Origin of the sequence: Streptomyces enissocaesilis, assembly GCF_039533765.1 — a bacterium.
Classification (GTDB): Bacteria; Actinomycetota; Actinomycetes; order Streptomycetales; family Streptomycetaceae; genus Streptomyces; species Streptomyces enissocaesilis.
On sequence record NZ_BAAAUD010000047.1, the window covers coordinates 481,701 to 498,706 of the forward strand.

The 17,006-nt window shown below is 72.7% G+C and carries 10 protein-coding genes; 7 read left to right on the plus strand and 3 right to left on the minus strand.

The window, feature by feature from the left end; genetic code table 11:
* The first annotated feature begins 217 nt into the window (after positions 1 to 217).
* From ABD374_RS24670 to ABD374_RS24690, 5 genes are all read left to right on the plus strand, one after another.
* Positions 218 to 3,505, plus strand: a complete 3,288-nt coding sequence (locus tag ABD374_RS24670) for an FtsK/SpoIIIE domain-containing protein (RefSeq protein ID WP_344497765.1) — start codon at positions 218 to 220, stop codon at positions 3,503 to 3,505.
* Between the two features lie 169 nt (positions 3,506 to 3,674).
* Positions 3,675 to 5,048 (plus strand): ABC transporter substrate-binding protein, encoded by a 1,374-nt coding sequence (locus ABD374_RS24675; RefSeq protein WP_425577334.1) that lies wholly within the window; start codon positions 3,675 to 3,677, stop codon positions 5,046 to 5,048.
* An 84-nt stretch (positions 5,049 to 5,132) separates the two neighbouring features.
* Entirely contained in the window at positions 5,133 to 6,416 is a 1,284-nt protein-coding gene (locus tag ABD374_RS24680) for a carbohydrate ABC transporter permease (RefSeq protein WP_344497803.1), read from the plus strand.
* Positions 6,413 to 7,288 (plus strand): carbohydrate ABC transporter permease, encoded by an 876-nt coding sequence (locus ABD374_RS24685; protein ID WP_344497766.1) that lies wholly within the window; start codon positions 6,413 to 6,415, stop codon positions 7,286 to 7,288. The genes ABD374_RS24680 and ABD374_RS24685 overlap by 4 nt, the downstream gene beginning before the upstream one ends.
* Positions 7,289 to 7,468: 180 nt before the next feature.
* Positions 7,469 to 8,731: a glycosyltransferase 87 family protein gene (locus ABD374_RS24690; RefSeq protein WP_344497767.1), complete on the plus strand. Its 1,263-nt coding sequence runs from the start codon at positions 7,469 to 7,471 to the stop codon at positions 8,729 to 8,731.
* 94 nt (positions 8,732 to 8,825) lie between these two features.
* Here the strand turns inward: ABD374_RS24690 and ABD374_RS24695 are convergent, their stop codons facing one another.
* Positions 8,826 to 13,769, minus strand: coding sequence for an NAD-glutamate dehydrogenase (locus tag ABD374_RS24695; RefSeq protein ID WP_344497768.1), 4,944 nt, complete (start codon positions 13,767 to 13,769; stop codon positions 8,826 to 8,828).
* A gap of 466 nt (positions 13,770 to 14,235) precedes the next feature.
* Between ABD374_RS24695 and ABD374_RS24700 the strand changes: the two genes are divergently transcribed.
* Entirely contained in the window at positions 14,236 to 14,802 is a 567-nt protein-coding gene (locus ABD374_RS24700) for a DJ-1/PfpI family protein (RefSeq protein WP_344497769.1), read from the plus strand.
* A gap of 86 nt (positions 14,803 to 14,888) precedes the next feature.
* Here the strand turns inward: ABD374_RS24700 and ABD374_RS24705 are convergent, their stop codons facing one another.
* Together ABD374_RS24705 and ABD374_RS24710 are read right to left on the minus strand one after the other, a co-directional pair.
* A complete protein-coding gene (locus tag ABD374_RS24705) occupies positions 14,889 to 15,554 on the minus strand; it encodes an HAD family hydrolase (protein ID WP_344497770.1) in 666 nt (221 codons plus the stop codon).
* 59 nt (positions 15,555 to 15,613) lie between these two features.
* Positions 15,614 to 16,120, minus strand: a complete 507-nt coding sequence (locus tag ABD374_RS24710; protein ID WP_344497804.1) for a DUF6912 family protein — start codon at positions 16,118 to 16,120, stop codon at positions 15,614 to 15,616.
* Positions 16,121 to 16,397: 277 nt separating this feature from the next.
* Between ABD374_RS24710 and ABD374_RS24715 the strand changes: the two genes are divergently transcribed.
* On the plus strand, positions 16,398 to 16,952 hold the full coding sequence (locus tag ABD374_RS24715) for an Rv3235 family protein (RefSeq protein WP_344497771.1): 555 nt from the start codon (positions 16,398 to 16,400) through the stop codon (positions 16,950 to 16,952).
* The last annotated feature ends 54 nt before the right edge of the window (positions 16,953 to 17,006 follow it).

Here is a 17,006-nt window from a genome sequence, read left to right on the forward strand (position 1 = left end):
CACTTTTGCGTTCACAGTCGACCATTCAAGATCACTTGGAGGTGGGTGGCGGGCGTGTTGTCAGTGGCAGGTGCGAGGATGCCTGCAGCACGGACTGTGGGGTCGGGAGCCTCGCGCCACGTGCCGACCTGTACCGGACGACGCGTCCGTGCCGGGTGGGGGAACCACAGGGCGGCACCCCTGCCGGGCACTTCGCGCAGAAGGGACCGCTGACGCGATGCAGATCCGGCTGACCGTCCTCGCGCCGCGCAGCGGCCAGAGCCCGCACGGCGCCCATGCCGGTGCCCAGGACCTCCAGGGCGCCCCGGCCACCGGACGCGCCTGCGACGTGCTCGTCACCGCGCCCCCCGGGACCGCGCTGGCCGCGGTCGCCTCCGGCCTGGCCGCGGCCGTCTCCGGTCCCGGTTGCGGCCCGGAGAGCACCGGCGCCGTGGTGGTCTACGCGGGGCGGGAGCGGCTCGACACGCAGCGCTGCGCGCTCGGCGAGCCGCCGCTGGTCGACGGAGCGGTGCTGTCCCTCTACGCACCGGCGCCCGAGGCCGACGCCCTCCCCGACCCGGCACCAAACCCTCCGGCCCAGCTGCACATCGTGGCGGGCCCGGACGCCGGAGGCGTCCACCTCCTGCACAGCGGCCGGATCCGCATCGGCCGCTCCGCGGACGCGGACGTGCCGCTGGACGACCCGGACGTGTCACGACTGCACTGCGCGGTGACCCTGGCGGAGGACGGCCGGGTCACGGTGGCGGACCTGGGCTCCACCAACGGCACCGTGCTGAACGGCGAGGAACTCACCGACCGCCCGGTCCCGCTCCCCGCGGGCGCGCTGCTGCGCGTCGGCGAGTCGGCCCTGCGCCTGGCCCCCGGCCACCACCCCCCGTCCCTCCCGACCACCCCGGACGGCGAGGGCCACCTCCGCGTGACCCGCGCCCCGGACGCCCCGCACCGCAGCGCAGCGTCCGCACAGGGCCCGACCCCCGAGCAGCACCACCCGGGCCCCGCGCCCAGCGCTCCGACGGCCTACACGACCGGCACGGGCCGCGCCGCCACCCCCGGCGGCCGCCGGGTCTCCGGCCGCACGGGCGCGGTGCCGGGAGGGGACGCGCCGGGGCGCTCCCCGCAGGGGGGCGGACACCCCGCGCCGGAACACTCCGCGTACCCGGACGTCCGGCACCCGGGGAGGCGCCCCGACGCGGCACCGGCCCCGGAGCCCCCGCGACCGGAAGCCGCAGCCCCCGGGGCGGAGCCCGGCCCGCGGAGCACCCGCCCCGCAGAGGACGCCACCCACGGCGGCGGGCCGCAGCCCGGCGCCGCGCGCCGGCGGGGCGGCATAGGGAACTGGGCCCGGCGGCTCACCGGGGGCCGGACGGAGCCCGTGGACGAGTACGCGCCCGCCGAGGCCACCCCCCTCGGGATGCCGCCGGCCGGCCCGGGCGCCGGCGCGGCCCCCTCCCCCGCCGCCCGGCCCGACGCCTGGCCCGACCCCGCCTCGCTGCTGCTGACCGCGCTCGGCCCCGGCCCCCGGCTGTGGGAGCGCGACCCCGGGCACCCCGAGGCACTCGCCCTGCGGCTGGGCACCGCCGACCGGGCCGCGCCCGGCGGCGGGCGCCCGCTGCCCGCCGTGCCGGTGACCGTGGGACTCCGGGAGGTCGGCTCCCTGGGGCTCGCCGGGCCCCGGGCCCGGCTGGCCGGGCTGGCCAGGTCCGTCGTGGCACAGCTCGCCGCGCTGCACTCCCCCGCCGACCTCGAGATCGTCCTGATCAGTACGGACCGGGCGAGGCCGCTGGAGGAGCGCACCGCCGAGTGGGGCTGGCTCGGCTGGCTTCCGCACCTGCGGCCCGCCCACGGCCAGGACTGCCGGCTGCTCCTCGCCCACGACCGGGACCAGGCCACTGCCCGGATCGCCGAGCTGATGCGCCGGACCGACGAGGAGCAGCAGGGTCCGGACCACGGGCCGTTCACCGTGGTCGTCGTCGACGGCGACCCCGGTTCCGTGGGCCTGCGCGAGGCCACCGCCCGGCTCGCCGCCACCGGCGCGGCCTCCGGCATCCACCTCGTCTGCCTCGCCGAGACGGCCGCCGCGTCGCCCCTCTCCCCGGTCACCGCGACCTACGAGGCCGCCTGCGCCGCTTCGCCCGCGTTCCGCGAGTGCGGCGCCGCCGCCCTGCTCAGCGGCGACGTGGCCACCGCGCTGCGGTTGCTGCGCACGGCGGGCGGCGAGCCCGTGGGGCACGGCACGCTCGCCGCGGTGGACGCGGTGTCCGCCGCCTGGGCGGAGCGTTTCGCGCGGGCGCTCGCCCCGCTGCGTACGGACGGACCCGCCGTCGGCCGCCCCGGCCGCGCGGCCGCCCTCCCCCCCTCCTCCCGCCTCCTGGACGAGCTGGGCCTGGCCAGGGCCACCCCCGCCTCCCTCATGGCCCGCTGGGCGGCGGCCGCCGACGACGACCAGGCGCCCGGCGCCACCCGCGCGTGGGCGGTGCTGGGGGCGGGCCCGCGCGGCCCGCTCTGCGTGGACCTGACCGCCGAGGGCCCGCACCTGCTCGTCGAGGGCCCGGCGGGCAGCGGCCGCACCGAGCTGCTGCGCTCCGTCGCGGCGTCCCTCGCGGCCGCGGCCCGCCCCGACCGCCTCGGCCTCGTCCTGGTCGACGGCGCCGGTGGCGAGCGGGGCGAGGGCCTGCGCGCCTGCACCGAACTCCCGCACGTCTCCACGCACCTCGTCGCCTCCGACCCCGTCCGCATGCGGGAGTTCGCCCAGGCCCTGGGCGCGGAGCTCAAGCGCCGCCACGAGCTCCTCGGCAGCACCGGCTTCGCCGAGTGGCACACGCACCGCGAGGTGTCGGGCCGCATGGTCGGCCAGCGCCGCCCCGACGCCGCCGAGCTCCACGGCGACCTGGACTCGCCCCCCAGCGGCACGCTGCGCCTGCGGACCACCGCGTCCCGGGAGCGCCAGGCCCGCGCCGGCACCGGGCCCTCGCCCCTCCCCCGCCTGGTCGTCCTGGTCGACGACTTCGACGCGCTGGTCGCCCCCGCCCTCGGCAGTACGGGCCGGCCCGCGGCCGGTTCCGTCGTGCGGGCCCTGGAAGCGGTGGCCAGGGACGGCGAGCGGCTGGGCGTCCACCTGGTGGTCACGTCCGCCAGACCCGACCGTACGGCGGACACCGAGCTCGCGCGCGGCGCGCGGCTGCGCGTGGTGCTGGACGCCCCGCCGTCCGCACCCGCCCCCGAGGAGCCCGCGCCGGGCCGCGGCGGGCTGCACCGCGCGGACGGCACCGTGACCCCGTTCCAGGGCGGCCGGGTCACCGGCCGCATTCCGCGTACGGCGACGCTGCGCCCCACCGTCGTCCCCCTGGAGTGGGAGCGGATGGGCGACCCGCCGGCCCGCCGCCCGGTGCGCGAACTGGGCAACGGGCCGACCGACCTCGCCCTGCTGGCCAGTGCCCTGGACCGCGCCGCCCGCACGGTCGACGCGACCCCGCTGCCGCCCCTCGGCACCCCCGGGGACGCCTGACCCAACGTCACAGGCCCATTACGATCACCCGGTTGACACGGAAGGCGCTATTGCCGGGGCCGACAGCCGGGCGTAGGACTGACCCACGGGACAGCTAGACCGGCATCGGCGCCAGTGGTTCTCTCAAGGCTGCGCCGGTCCGCACGCGCACAGGAGAGACGGGGCAGGCATGCGCACAACTCTTCGCACACCCAGGGGACGCAGGGCTCGGAGGGCTGCCCTGGCGATGATCGCCGCGAGCACGCTCGCCCTCACCGCCTGTGGTGGCGACAAGGAGAAGGACAAGAACGAGGGCTCCGCGGGAAACACGAAGGATTCCGCGGCCACCGTCGAACTGCCCGAACTGAACGGCGAAGAGGTCCAGGTCGCCGCCGTCTGGACGGGCCCCGAACAGGAGAACTTCACCAAGGTCCTCACCGAGTTCGAGAAGCGCACCGGCGCGAAGGTCACCTTCGTCCCGGCCCAGGACCCGATCGTCAACTTCCTCGGTACGAAGATCGCGGGCGGTTCGCCGCCCGACGTGGCGATGCTGCCGCAGGTCGGCGCGCTCCAGCAGGCCGTCGAGCGCAAGTGGGCCAAGCCGGTCGACGCGGCGACCCGGGCGCAGCTGGACAAGAACTACTCGCAGGGCTGGAAGGACATCGGCGCTGTCGACGGCAAGCAGTACGGCGTGTACTTCAAGGCCGCCAACAAGTCCCTGATCTGGTACAACGCCCAGGCGTTCGAGGACGCGGGCGCCCAGGAGCCGAAGACCTGGAAGGACTTCCTCTCCACCGCGGAGACGATCTCCGCCTCCGGTGTCACCCCGGTCTCGGTGGGCGGCGCGGACGGCTGGACCCTCACCGACTGGTTCGAGAACATCTACCTCTCCCAGGCGGGCCCCGAGAAGTACGACCAGCTGGCCCAGCACGAGATCAAGTGGACGGACCCGTCCGTGAAGGACGCGCTGACCACGCTCGCCGAGCTGTTCGGCAGGAAGGAACTCATCGCGGGCGGCCAGGACGGGGCCCTGCAGACCGAGTTCCCCGCGTCCGTCACCCAGACGTTCGCCGACGAGCCCAAGGCCGCGATGGTCTTCGAGGGCGACTTCGTCGCGATCAACATCGCGCAGACGAAGGCGAAGATCGGGACCGACGCCAAGGTGTTCCCGTTCCCCGCGGTGGGCGACGAGTCCCCCGTGGTGACCGGCGGTGACGCGGCCGTGGCGCTCAAGGACTCGAAGGGCGCCAAGGCGCTGCTGACCTTCCTGGCCTCGACGGACGCGGCGGAGATCTGGGCCCGGGCGGGCGGGTTCGTATCGCCCAACAAGGCCCTGGACGTGGCGGCGTACCCCAATGACGTGCAGCGCGACATCGCGAAGGCGCTGATCGCGGCGGGCGACGACTTCCGCTTCGACATGTCGGACCAGGCCCCGCAGTCGTTCGGCGGCACGCCGGGCAAGGGCGAGTGGAAGGCCCTCCAGGACTTCCTGAAGAACCCGAAGGACATCGCGGGGACCCAGCAGCGGCTGGAGTCCGACGCGGCCAAGGCCTACAAGAGCTGACGGGTCGACGCGATGACGTCAGCGACCGCGGGGGGCGCCGCGAAGGTCACGCCACCCCCCGCCGGCAACGGCATACGCAAGAGCGTGACGGGCACGCGCACAGCGATGGCGGCCGGTTTCCTGCTGCCCGCGCTGGTGCTGCTCGGCGCGCTCGTGGTCTACCCGATCGGGTACTCGGTCTACCGGTCCTTCTTCGACAAGTCGGGTGACAGCTTCGCCGGCCTCGACAACTTCGTCGAGATCTTCACCGACGACACCATCCTGACCGCCGCCAAGAACAACGCGGTCTGGGTGGTCGTCGCCCCGGCCGTCTCGACCGCGCTGGGCCTGATATTCGCCGTACTCACCGAGCGCATCCGCTGGGGTACGGCGTTCAAGCTGCTGGTCTTCATGCCGATGGCGATCTCGATGCTCGCGGCGGGCATCATCTTCCGGCTGGTGTACGAACAGAATCCGGAGCGCGGGGTCGCCAACGCCGTCGCGGTGAGCGTCCACGACATGTTCTCCGAGTCGGCCGGCTTCCCCAAGGCGCGCCCGCTGCCCGTTCATCCGCTGAAGGCGGGCGGCGGCGGGTCCTTCGTCACCAAGGAGCCGGTCAGGGCGGGCGAGCGGGTCCTCCTCCCCCTGGTCGGCGTACCGCCCGCCAGGATGCCGGGCGACGCCGAGCTCGCCGCGCCCGCCGGGGCGGCGGCCGGCAAGGTCACCGGCACCGCCTGGCTGGACTTCACGAGGGGCGGCGGCGGCAAGCCCAACACCATCGACCCCGAGGAGTTCGGCCTCAAGGGCATCAAGGTCGAGGCGGTCAAGGACGGCAAGGTCGTCGACTCGGCCACGGCCGGCGCCGACGGCACCTTCACGCTCTCCGCGAAGGCCGACGGGGCCGGGCTGCGCCTGCCCGCCTCGAACTTCCGGGAGCCGTACAACGGCGTCGACTGGCTCGGTCCGAGCCTGGTGACCCCGGCCATCATCGGCTCCTACGTCTGGATGTGGGCGGGCTTCGCGATGGTGCTGATCGCGGCCGGGCTCGCGGGGCTGCCGCGCGAGCTGCTGGAGGCGGCCCGGGTCGACGGCGCCAACGAGTGGCAGGTGTTCCGCCGCATCACGGTCCCGCTGCTCGCGCCCGTCCTCGCGGTGGTGCTGGTCACCTTGATGATCAACGTGCTGAAGATCTTCGACCTGGTGTTCATCATCGCGCCGGGGTCGTCCCAGGACGACGCGAACGTGCTGGCGCTCCAGCTCTACCGTTCGTCGTTCGGCACGGACGCGGATCCCGGCGTCGGCAGCGCCATCGCCGTACTGCTCCTGCTGCTGGTCGTCCCGGTGATGCTCTTCAACATCCGCCGGATGCGAAAGGAGAGCCGCCGGTGACCCTCACGCGTACGAAACCCAAGCAGTCCCTGCCGGCACGGATCGCGGCGCGCGCGGGCGGCGGCGCGGTGCGGGTCTTCCTGATCCTGGTCGCGCTGTTCTGGCTGATGCCGACGATCGGGCTGCTCTTCTCGTCGCTGCGCAGCCCCACCGACATCGCGGAGACGGGCTGGTGGAAGGTCTTCTCCGCGCCCTCCGACCTCACCCTCGACAACTACGCCGCCCTCCTCGACAACAACACCGTCATCGACTCCCTGCTCAGTACGATCATGATCACCGTGCCGTCGACCGTCCTGGTCGTGGTGATCGGCTCACTGGCCGGGTACGCCTTCACGTGGATGGACTTCCCGGGCCGCGACTGGTGGTTCCTGGTGGTCGTCGGCCTGCTGGTGGTGCCCGTCCAGGTCGCCCTCGTCCCCGTGTCCGAACTCTTCGGCAAGATCGGCATCTTCGAGACGACGGCGGGCGTGGTCCTCTTCCACGTCGCCTTCGGCCTGCCCTTCGCGATCTTCCTGCTCCGCAACTTCTTCGCGGAGATCCCCAAGGAACTGCTGGAGGCGGCGCGCCTCGACGGGGCGGGCGAGATCCGGCTGTTCACGCGCGTCGTGATGCCGCTCGGCGGCCCGGCCATCGCCTCGCTCGGCATCTTCCAGTTCCTCTGGGTCTGGAACGACATGCTGGTCGCGCTGATCTTCGCCGACTCGGCCAGCCCGCCGATCACGGTGGCGCTCCAGCGTCAGGTACGGCAGTTCGGCAACAACATCGACATCCTGGCGCCCGGCGCCTTCATCTCGATGATCATCCCGCTGATCGTCTTCTTCGCCTTCCAACGGCAGTTCGTGTCCGGCGTCATGGCCGGCGCGGTGAAGTAGCCCCCTCGCACCCACCCCCCGCCACACCCACCACGGCGGTCCGGTCCCCACGACCGGGCCGCCGTCCGGCATCCCGGCCGGGACGGTACGAGTGAACGGGCCAGCGAAGGACGTCGTCGCCGCCTGCGCGGCGCACACAAAGCCGTAGGAACAGCCCAAGGGTGGCTAAAGTGCGCGTTGATGACGACGCAGCAGATCGCGGCCACCGACGCGAACACCGCCCCCGGCTCCCCCACCCCCGCGGCCGCCGCGCGCCGCTGCGGCCGCAGGCTCGGTGGCGTCTGGGCCGCCACCCGCCTCGCCATGCTCGCCCTGCTCGCGCGGCCCCTCGGCTTCTTCCACGTGGGCACGATCAACGGCGAGGTCCACCAGATCTACCACCGCTGGTACGAGCAGCTCGTCCGGGGCGGCTTCCCCCTGGACGACGTCATGTGGCAGTACCCGCCCGGCGCGGCCCTGGTGATCCTCGGGCCGGGCGCCCTGCCCTGGCTCACGTACTTCCAGGCGTTCCTCGTCCTCACCCTGGCCGCCGACGCGCTGCTCGCCGCCGCCCTCGCGCGCGCGGGCCGGCGCCCCGGCCGCTCCACGGCCGGCGCCTGGATGTGGGTGTGCGCGCTGCCGCTGCTCCTGCACCTGCCCCTCGTCCGGTACGACGTGCAGGTCACCGCCCTCGCCGCACTGGCCCTGCTCTGCATGCACCGCCACCCGCGCGTCGGCGGTGTGCTCGCCGGGCTCGGTGCGACGGTGAAGCTCTGGCCGGTCCTCGTACTGCTGGGCGCCCCCCGCGGACGCACCACCCGCCACGCCTGGCTGTCCGCCGCCGCCGGTGCGGCGGCGCTGCTCGCCGTCCTCGCGGCCGCCTTCTCGCACACCTTCGGTTTCCTGCGCCAGCAGGGCAGCAGGGGCGTGCAGATCGAATCGGTCGCCGGCACCGTGCTGTCCCTGGCGCGGCCGGCCGGCTGGCCGGGCAAGGTCGAGTACCGGTACGGCGCGATGGAGTTCACCGGACCGTACGTCTCCTCCTTCGCCCACGCCTCCCTCCTCGCCACGGCCGCCGCCTTCTGCTGGCTGCTGCTGTGGCGCGTCAGGGCCCGCCACTGGACACCGGCCACCCCCTTCGACGCCGCGCTGGCCGCCGTGCTGCTCTTCACCGTCACCAGCCGGGTGATCAGCCCGCAGTACCTGGTCTGGCTGCTCGGCCTGGCCGCCGTCTGCCTCACCTCGCGCGCCACCACCCAGCGCCCGGTCGCCGCGCTGCTGCTGCCCGCGGCCGCCGTGAGCACGCTCGCCTACCCGGTGCTGTACGACGACGTGGTGACGGGCACGCCGCTGGGGTGCGCGCTCATGGTCGTACGCAACGGTCTGCTCGTCGCGGCGGCCCTGCTGTCCTGCCGCAGGCTGTGGGCCTCCGCGGCGGGCGGTGCGCTGCGGAGGCAGGGGTAGGAACAGGGAAAAGGGGGCGCCCCGCACCGGATGTTCCGGTGCGGGGCGCCCCCCGCGCACCGATCGGACCGCATCCGATCAGGCGGCGTACCGGTCAGACGCGCGTACGCAGCATCGTCCGCATCGTGCGCATGGCCACCGACAGGTTCGCCAGGTCGAACGCGTCCGATCCCCGGATCTCGTCCAGCGTGGTCCGCGCACGGCCCAGGATCGCCGCGTTCTTCTCCTCCCACGCCTTGAAGCGCTCCTCCGGCGTCGAGGCCCCGTCGCCCACGGAGAGCACGTCCTGCGTCAGGCCGGCGTGCACCGCGTACAGGTCCTCGCGGATGGAGGCGCGGGCCATGGACTGCCAGCGGTCGGCCCGCGGCAGCTCGATGATCCGGTCCATCAGCTGGGTGATGGAGAGGCGGTCGGCGAGGTCGTAGTACACCTCGGCGACCTCCATCGGCGCCTTGCCGGTGCGTTCGGCGATCGCGACGATGTCGAGCGTCGGGAAGGCCGACGAGAACCCGGCCACCCGCAGCGCGAGCTCCTCGGGAACACCCGCCGTCGTCAGCTCGTCCAGGATGGACTGGTACCACTCCAGGTCCGCGCCGCGCAGCAGCTTCGGCAGCTCGTCCCAGACCCGCGCCACACCGTCACTGAAGAACTCGATGGTCTCGGCGAGCTCCAGCGGCTGCGGCCGGTTGCCCAGCAGCCAGCGCGTACCGCGCTCGACGAGACGGCGCGAGTGCAGCCGGATCCGGGTCTGGACGTCGGCCGCGACCTTGTTGTCGAGCGCCTCGACGGCGTCCCAGACGTCGCTGAGCCCGAAGATCGCGCGGGCCGAGAACTGCGCCCGTACGATCTCCTCGACCGACGCCCCGGTCTCCTCCCGCAGGCGGTGCAGGAAGGTCGAGCCACCGGCGTTGACGGTGTCGTTGACCAGCACCGTCGTGATGATCTCGCGGCGCAGCGCGTGCGCGTCGATCTGCTCGGGGAACTTCTCGCGCAGCGCCTCGGGGAAGTACGCGTGCAGCAGGCCCCGCAGGCACGGGTCGTCCGGCAGACCGGTGTGGATCAGCTCGTCCGCCACCGTGATCTTGGTGTACGCCATCAGGACGGCGAGCTCCGGCTGGCTCAGGCCGCGGCCCGCGCTCAGCAGCTCGCGGATCTGCCGGTCGGTGGGCAGGAACTCCAGGGCGCGGTTCAGGTGTCCGTCGCGCTCCAGCCGGCGCATGAAGCGCTGGTGGGCGTGGAGCAGGGAGGGCGCCTGGGTGACGGCGTTGGCCAGCGCGGTGTTCTGCGCGTAGTTGTTGCGCAGGACGAGCGTGCCGACCTCGTCGGTCATCGTGGCGAGCAGCTTGTTGCGCTGCTTGACGGTCATGTCGCCGTCCGCGACGAGCCCGTTCAGCAGGATCTTGATGTTCACCTCGTGGTCGGAGGTGTCCACGCCCGCGCTGTTGTCGATGGCGTCGGTGTTGATCCGGCCGCCGCTGCGCGCGAACTCGATGCGGCCGAGCTGGGTCGCGCCCAGGTTGCCGCCCTCGCCGACGACCTTGACCCGCAGGTCCTCGCCGTTGACGCGGATGGCGTCGTTCGCCTTGTCGCCGACGTCGGCGTTCGACTCCGCCGAGGACTTGACGTACGTACCGATGCCGCCGTTCCACAGCAGGTCGACCGGCGCCTTGAGGATCGCCTTCATCAGATCGGCCGGGGTCATCTTGGTGACGCCCCGCTCGATGCCGAGCGCCTCGCGGAGGTGCGCGTTGACCGGGATCGCCTTGGCGCTGCGCGGGTGGACGCCGCCGCCCGCGGACAGCAGCGAGGTGTCGTAGTCGGCCCACGAGGAGCGCGGCAGCTCGAACAGGCGGCGGCGCTCGGCGTACGAGGTGGCCGCGTCCGGGTTCGGGTCGATGAAGATGTGGCGGTGGTCGAAGGCCGCGACGAGGCGGATGTGCTCGGAGAGCAGCATGCCGTTGCCGAAGACGTCGCCGGACATGTCGCCGACGCCGACGACCGTGAAGTCCTCGTTCTGGGTGTCGTGGCCGAGTTCGCGGAAGTGCCGCTTGACGGACTCCCAGGCGCCGCGGGCCGTGATGCCCATGCCCTTGTGGTCGTAGCCGACCGAGCCGCCGGACGCGAAGGCGTCACCGAGCCAGAAGTTGTACGCGACCGCGATCTCGTTGGCGATGTCGGAGAAGGTCGCGGTGCCCTTGTCGGCGGCGACCACGAGGTACGTGTCGTCCTCGTCGTGGCGCACGACGTCCTTCGGCGGCACGACCTCGCCCGCCACCATGTTGTCGGTGATGTCGAGCAGCGCCGAGATGAAGGTCTTGTACGAGGCGATGCCCTCGGCCATCCACGCGTCGCGGTCGACGGACGGATCGGGGAGGTTCTTCGCGACGAAGCCTCCCTTGGCGCCGACCGGCACGATGACGGTGTTCTTCACCATCTGCGCCTTGACCAGGCCGAGCACCTCGGTACGGAAGTCCTCCCGCCGGTCCGACCAGCGCAGACCGCCGCGGGCGACCTTGCCGAAGCGCAGGTGGACGCCCTCGACGCGCGGCGAGTACACCCAGATCTCGAACGCCGGGCGGGGCGCGGGGAGGTCCGGGATGGCCTGCGGGTCGAACTTCATCGACACGTAGGAGTGCGGCTCGCCGGTCGCGGTCTTCTGGAAGAAGCTGGTGCGCAGCGTCGCCTTGATGACGGTCAGGAAGGACCGCAGGATCCGGTCCTCGTCGAGGGAGGCGACCTGGTCGAGCGCGCCGTCGAGCTCTTCGAGCAGCCCGTCGGTCAGCTCGGTGCCCGCGCTCTGGCGCTCCGGCGACATCCGCGCCTCGAAGAGCGAGATCAGCAGCCGGGTGGTGTGGACGTTGTTGCGGAGGGTGTCCTCCATGTAGTCCTGGCTGAAGGTCGACCCGGCCTGGCGCAGGTACTTCGCGTACGCGCGCAGCACCATCGCCTGGCGCCAGTTCAGGCCGGCGCTCAGGACGAGGGCGTTGAAGCCGTCGTTCTCGGCCTGCCCGGTCCACACGGCGGCGAAGGTGTCCTGGAAGCGCTCGCGCGCGTCGTCGGCGAGGTAGTCGCCGTTGCCGTTCGGCCTGGGCATGCGCAGACCGAAGTCGTAGATCCACGCGTGCGTGCGGTCGGCGCAGCGCAGCTCGTACGGACGCTCGTCGACGACCTCGACGCCGAGCCGCTGGAGCACCGGCAGGACGGCGGACAGGGAGACCTGCTCGCCGATCCGGTAGATCTTGAAGCGGCGCTCGTTCGGTCCGGCGCCCACCGGCTCGTACAGGGACAGCGCGAAGCTGTTGCGGCCGTGCGTCAGCTGCTCCAGGTGGACCAGGTCGGAGACGGCGGCGCGCGGCGAGTGGTCGGCCTTGTAGCCCTCGGGGAAGGCGTGACCGTAGCGGCGCAGCAGCTCGGCGGCGCGCTCCTCGCCGCACTCGGCGTTCAGGGCCTCGGAGAAACCGTCGGCCCAGGAGCGGGCGGCCTCGACCAGGCGGGCCTCGATGCGCTCGGTGTCGGCGTCGGTGAGACCGGGCAGCTCGGTGCCCGGCGGAACGCGGACGACGAAGTGCAGGCGGGAGAGGATCGACTCGGTGTTCCAGGCGGTGAAGTCGACGCTGATGCCGCCGAGCTCCTCCTTGAGGATGTCGATGAGCCGCAGCCGCACCGCGGTGGTGTAGCGGTCGCGGGGCAGGTAGATCAGGGCGGAGTAGTAGCGCCCGTACTCGTCCTTGCGCAGGTACAGGCGCAGCCGGCGCCGCTCCTGGAGGTAGAGCACGCTCGTCACGATGGACGTCAGCTGGTCGACGGGCGTCTGGAAGAGCTCGTCGCGCGGGTACGTCTCCAGGATCTGGAGCAGGTCGCGGCCGTCGTGGCTGTTGGGCGAGAAGCCGGCCGTCTCCAGGACCTCGGCGACCTTGCGGCGGATGACGGGGACGCGGCGTACGGACTCGGTGTACGCGGCCGAGGAGAACAGCCCGAGGAAGCGGCGCTCGCCCACCACGTTGCCGTCGGCGTCGAACTTCTTCACGCCGACGTAGTCGAGGTAGCTGGGCCGGTGCACGGTCGAGCGGCTGTTGGCCTTCGTCAGTACGAGCAGCTTGTGCTCGCGGGCCTTGGCGCGGGCGTCGGCGGGCAGCCGGCTGAAGGACGGGCTCACCGGGTGTGCCTCGCCGCCGCTGTGGTGCGGGTCGGAGCGGAGGATGCCGAGTCCGGTGCCGGGGACGGCGGCGAGCGCGTCCTCGTCGGTCAACTGGTACTCGCGGTAGCCGAGGAAGGTGAAGTGGTCGGCGGCCAGCCAGCGCAGCAGCTCCCGGGCCTCGTCGACCTCCTGGTCGCGCAGGTCGTCGGCGGTGGGCTCGCTCGGCAGCTCGTCGGCGATGCGCAGCGCGGAGTCGCGCATCTTCTCCCAGTCCTCGACGGCCTCGCGGACGTCGGACAGGACGCGCAGCAGGTCGGCGGTGATCTGCTTGAGGTCGGAGCGGTCGGTCTCACGGTCGATCTCGACGTGGATCCAGGACTCCACGCACGCGTCGTGCGGCAGCTCCTGGTTGCCGACGCGCGCTCCGTCGGTGGGCAGGACCTCGATCAGCTTGCCGGCGACATCGCGCCGCACGGTGACCTGCGGGTGGATCACGACATGGATGCCGCGGCCCTGGCGGGACAGTTCGTTGGTGACCGAGTCGACCAGGAACGGCATGTCGTCGGTGACCACCTCGACGACGGAGTGACTGCAGGTCCAGCCGTTCTCCTCGACGGTCGGGGTGTGGACCCGGACGCTGGCGGTGCCCTGCGGACGGTTCTCCGCCAGCCGGAAGTGCGAGAGGGCCGCGCCGAACACGTCGACCGGGTCGCGGTCGGCGAGGTCTTCGGGGGCCGTGTGCAGGTAGTAGCGCTGGAGGTACGCGAGGAGTGTGTCCCGGTCGGGGATGCCTTCGCTCGTGGACCCGGACGAAGGTTGCCCCCCGGCCGGGCTGTTCTCAGCTACCCGGGCCGCCCGTACGAGCAGCTCGGCCTTGGCTTCGTCCAGCTTGGTCTGCATGTCCTCTGGCTCCTGTCGCGCGCCATTGCGTGACGTAGGTGAAGAAAGATGGCACAACGCCACGACACGGAGTATCCGGTCGGGTCGACGCCATGCCGCGATGAGAGATACCCCACGACGTTACTGGCCATTTCTGACGGCCGGTCCGGGTTTCGGGGACCAGCGATCGCCCGGGCACGGTGGTGCTCCGGGCGGATGCCGGGGGCTTCACTGCCCCGAGGGCTATCGCGCTGATCACGGCACCAGGCTATCCCCCCGCACCGGGGCGCCGTCATGTCCGACCGGTGTACAAAACCGCCCCGGAAGTTTGACAGTCTGGACAGCGCAGCGCGGGCAGCTTCGTGGCAGGCACCGCCCGGCGGTCCCTCGGCCGCCGGATCCGGCGGGGCGCCTTGGCAAACGCCGCCCGCCGGTGCAGGTTGAACCGGACGGCACGGCACAGGCCGCCCGAGGGGAGCACACTGCCATGGCACCCAAGATCCTCATCGTCACCGGCGACGCAGCGGAGTCGCTGGAAGTCCTCTACCCGTACCAGCGCCTGCGCGAGGAAGGGTACGACGTCCATATCGCCGCCCCGACCCGCAAGAGGCTCCAGTTCGTGGTCCACGACTTCGAACCCGGTTTCGACACGTACACGGAGAAGCCCGGCTACACCTGGCCCGCCGATCTCGCGTTCTCCGAGGTGGAAGCCGGCCAGTACGCCGCCGTGGTGATCCCCGGCGGGCGGGCGCCGGAGTACCTGCGCAACGACCCGGAACTCCGCAAGATCCTCAAGGCCTTCTTCGACTCGGACAAGCCGGTGGCCCAGATCTGCCACGGCCCGCTCCTGACGGCGGCCGTCGACGGGCTGGCCGGCCGCCGGGTCACCGCGTATCCGGCCCTGGAACTCGACATGCAGTCCGCCGGGGCGACCTTCCAGGACGCCGAGACGGTGGTCGACGGCACCCTGGTCTCGGCCCGCGCGTGGCCGGACCACCCGAGCTGGATGCGTGAGTTCCTCACGGTGTTGCGCGCGAAGAGCCCGGTGACCTGAGCGCGCGGCGGGGCGGAACGCGCCCGAACGGGGCGGTGACGATGCGCGGCAGGGCAGGGCCGAGCCGGCCGAGCAGGAGACGCCCCTCACTCCATCCACCGCTCCGCCAGCGCCACCGCCTCCCCCAGGCTGTCCACCACCGGCACGCCGGCCGGTTCCAGACTGGCCCTGCTGTGCGAGCCCCCCGTATAGAGCACCGCCCGCGCCCCCACGTGCGCCGCCGCCACCGCGTCGTCGACCGCGTCGCCGATCACGACCACCTGCTGCGGCGTGACACCGCCCAGCGCCGCGACATGGCGGGCCATGTGCGCGGCCTTGCTGCCGCCCGAAGGCCCGGTCCGCCCGTCGACCCGCAGGAAGTGCCGCTCGATGCCGTACCCCCGCACCACCGGGAGCAGCTGCTCGTGCCCGTACATGCTCAGCAGTGACTGGCTGCGGCCCGTCGACTGCCACTCCACCAGCAGTTCCTCGACGCCGTGCGTGAGCGCGCACACCACGCGCAGCTCGGTGTAATGCCGGTGGAAGGCCTCGTCCATGGCCAGCCACTCCGCGTCCGTCGGCAGCCGCCCCATCAGCCGCTCGTAGAAGCGGGGGATGGGCACGCAGTACAGCTCGCGGTACCGCTCCAGCGTGATCGGTTCGATCCCGATCTCCGCGAACGCCGCGTTCGTCGCGCCGATGACCGCACTGATGTCGTCGAGCAGCGTGCCGTTCCAGTCCCAGACGAGGTGCTTCGTCGTGTGCTTCCCCATCCCAGGAAGGTACCCACGGGGTACGACAACGCAGACATCCGGACCGGGATCAACGGGGCTCAGCCGGTCAGATGGGGGATCTCCTGCACCCCGTACCACAGCAGTTCGTGGTCCTCGGCCCCGTCCACCGTGAACTGCGCGTCGTCGTCCCCGTGGTCCGCCGCTCCCAGCGCCGCGGCCGCCGCCGTCACGTCCGCCTCCGCGTCGTCGGCGTCGACGTGCACCGCCGCGGCCTTCTTCAGCGACACCGCGGCGGCGATCCGCACCTCGCCGATCGCCGCGGCGTCCAGTCCCCGGTCCGGGTCGGCGACCGCGTCCCCGTCCGGTACGTCGACGGCCACGACGACCCGGCGCCGCGCGGCGCCCGGGTCCCCCGCCACCAGCCGCAGCGACGCGGCCGCGGCCCGGTTGAGCGCGGCGTACTCGAGCTCCTCGATGTCGTCCGAGACGTACCACTCACGCAGGCCGGGGGTCACGGCGTAGGCGGCCAGCGGGCCGGGCCCCAGCTCGCCGGCCTTGTGCGCCTCAGCGAGACCGGAAAGGGTCAGGGGGACGTAGACGCGCATCGGCAGGCCGCTTTCGTAGTCGGAGACGGACCCAAGGATACGTACGGAGTCCCCCTTCGGGGTGGTGGTCCCCGGCTCCCGCGACGTCCACTCCGTGAGGCGGATGCGGAGCGGTCGCCGTCCCGGCACTGCTTCCCGTCACCCTGATAGGTGATTCGTCCGGTCGGCGTCCTTGCGCCGACCGCTCCTTGCCGCCGCCCGCCCGTCCCCGTAGAAGAACACCAGCAGAAGTTACCGCTCGGTATCAAAGCCGGGCCGGCAGATCGGGGGCACACAGATGACCAAGGACAGGACCCGGCCGCACGGACGCCACGACCAGCGCGGACCCGGTGCTCCCGCCCTCAGGGCGAGGGCTCCCAGGACGGCGGCAGGCAGCCCCGCAGCCGGCACCCCCCACACCCCGTCCACCACCGCACCCGTCACGTCCACCAGGCCCGTCACGCCCGCCACACCCGCGGCCCAGGCGCTCCGGCACCGCCACCGCCGCCCCACCCCGCACGAACAGTTCGCCGAGCGCCTGCTGGCGGTGCTCAGCGGCCGGCGCCCCGTCCACTGGATGCTCGGGCACACCATCGGCGAGGCGTACGAGCAGCTCGTCCAGCTCGCGCCCACCACCCCGCTGCGCACGCGCGGCACGCTTCCCGTCGTACGCACCTGCGGCGGCTTCCATCCGCGCCCCGGCGTCGTCGAGGCCTTCGCGAGCATCGCGGCCGGCGAGCAGGTACGGGCGATGGCGTTCCGCCTGGAACAGGGCCGCGACCTGCGCTGGCGGTGCGCCGCCGTCGAGCTGGGCGGCACACCGGCGGCGACCGCCGCCTGCGCCCCCACGTGAACGCGGCGCGGACACGGCCGGGTCCGCGGCGCGGCCGGGACGCGGCCGGGACGC

Excerpts from the sequence above, each read along its gene's own strand:
- ABD374_RS24700 (WP_344497769.1), top strand. The coding sequence starts at position 14,236 with ATGGCACCCAAGATCCTCATCGTCACCGGCGACGCAGCGGAGTCGCTG.
- ABD374_RS24675 (WP_425577334.1), top strand. The coding sequence starts at position 3,675 with ATGCGCACAACTCTTCGCACACCCAGGGGACGCAGGGCTCGGAGGGCT.
- ABD374_RS24690 (WP_344497767.1), top strand. The coding sequence starts at position 7,469 with ATGACGACGCAGCAGATCGCGGCCACCGACGCGAACACCGCCCCCGGC.
- ABD374_RS24670 (WP_344497765.1), top strand. The coding sequence starts at position 218 with ATGCAGATCCGGCTGACCGTCCTCGCGCCGCGCAGCGGCCAGAGCCCG.
- ABD374_RS24705 (WP_344497770.1), bottom strand. The coding sequence starts at position 15,554 with ATGGGGAAGCACACGACGAAGCACCTCGTCTGGGACTGGAACGGCACG.
- ABD374_RS24695 (WP_344497768.1), bottom strand. The coding sequence starts at position 13,769 with ATGCAGACCAAGCTGGACGAAGCCAAGGCCGAGCTGCTCGTACGGGCG.
- ABD374_RS24710 (WP_344497804.1), bottom strand. The coding sequence starts at position 16,120 with ATGCGCGTCTACGTCCCCCTGACCCTTTCCGGTCTCGCTGAGGCGCAC.
- ABD374_RS24715 (WP_344497771.1), top strand. The coding sequence starts at position 16,398 with ATGACCAAGGACAGGACCCGGCCGCACGGACGCCACGACCAGCGCGGA.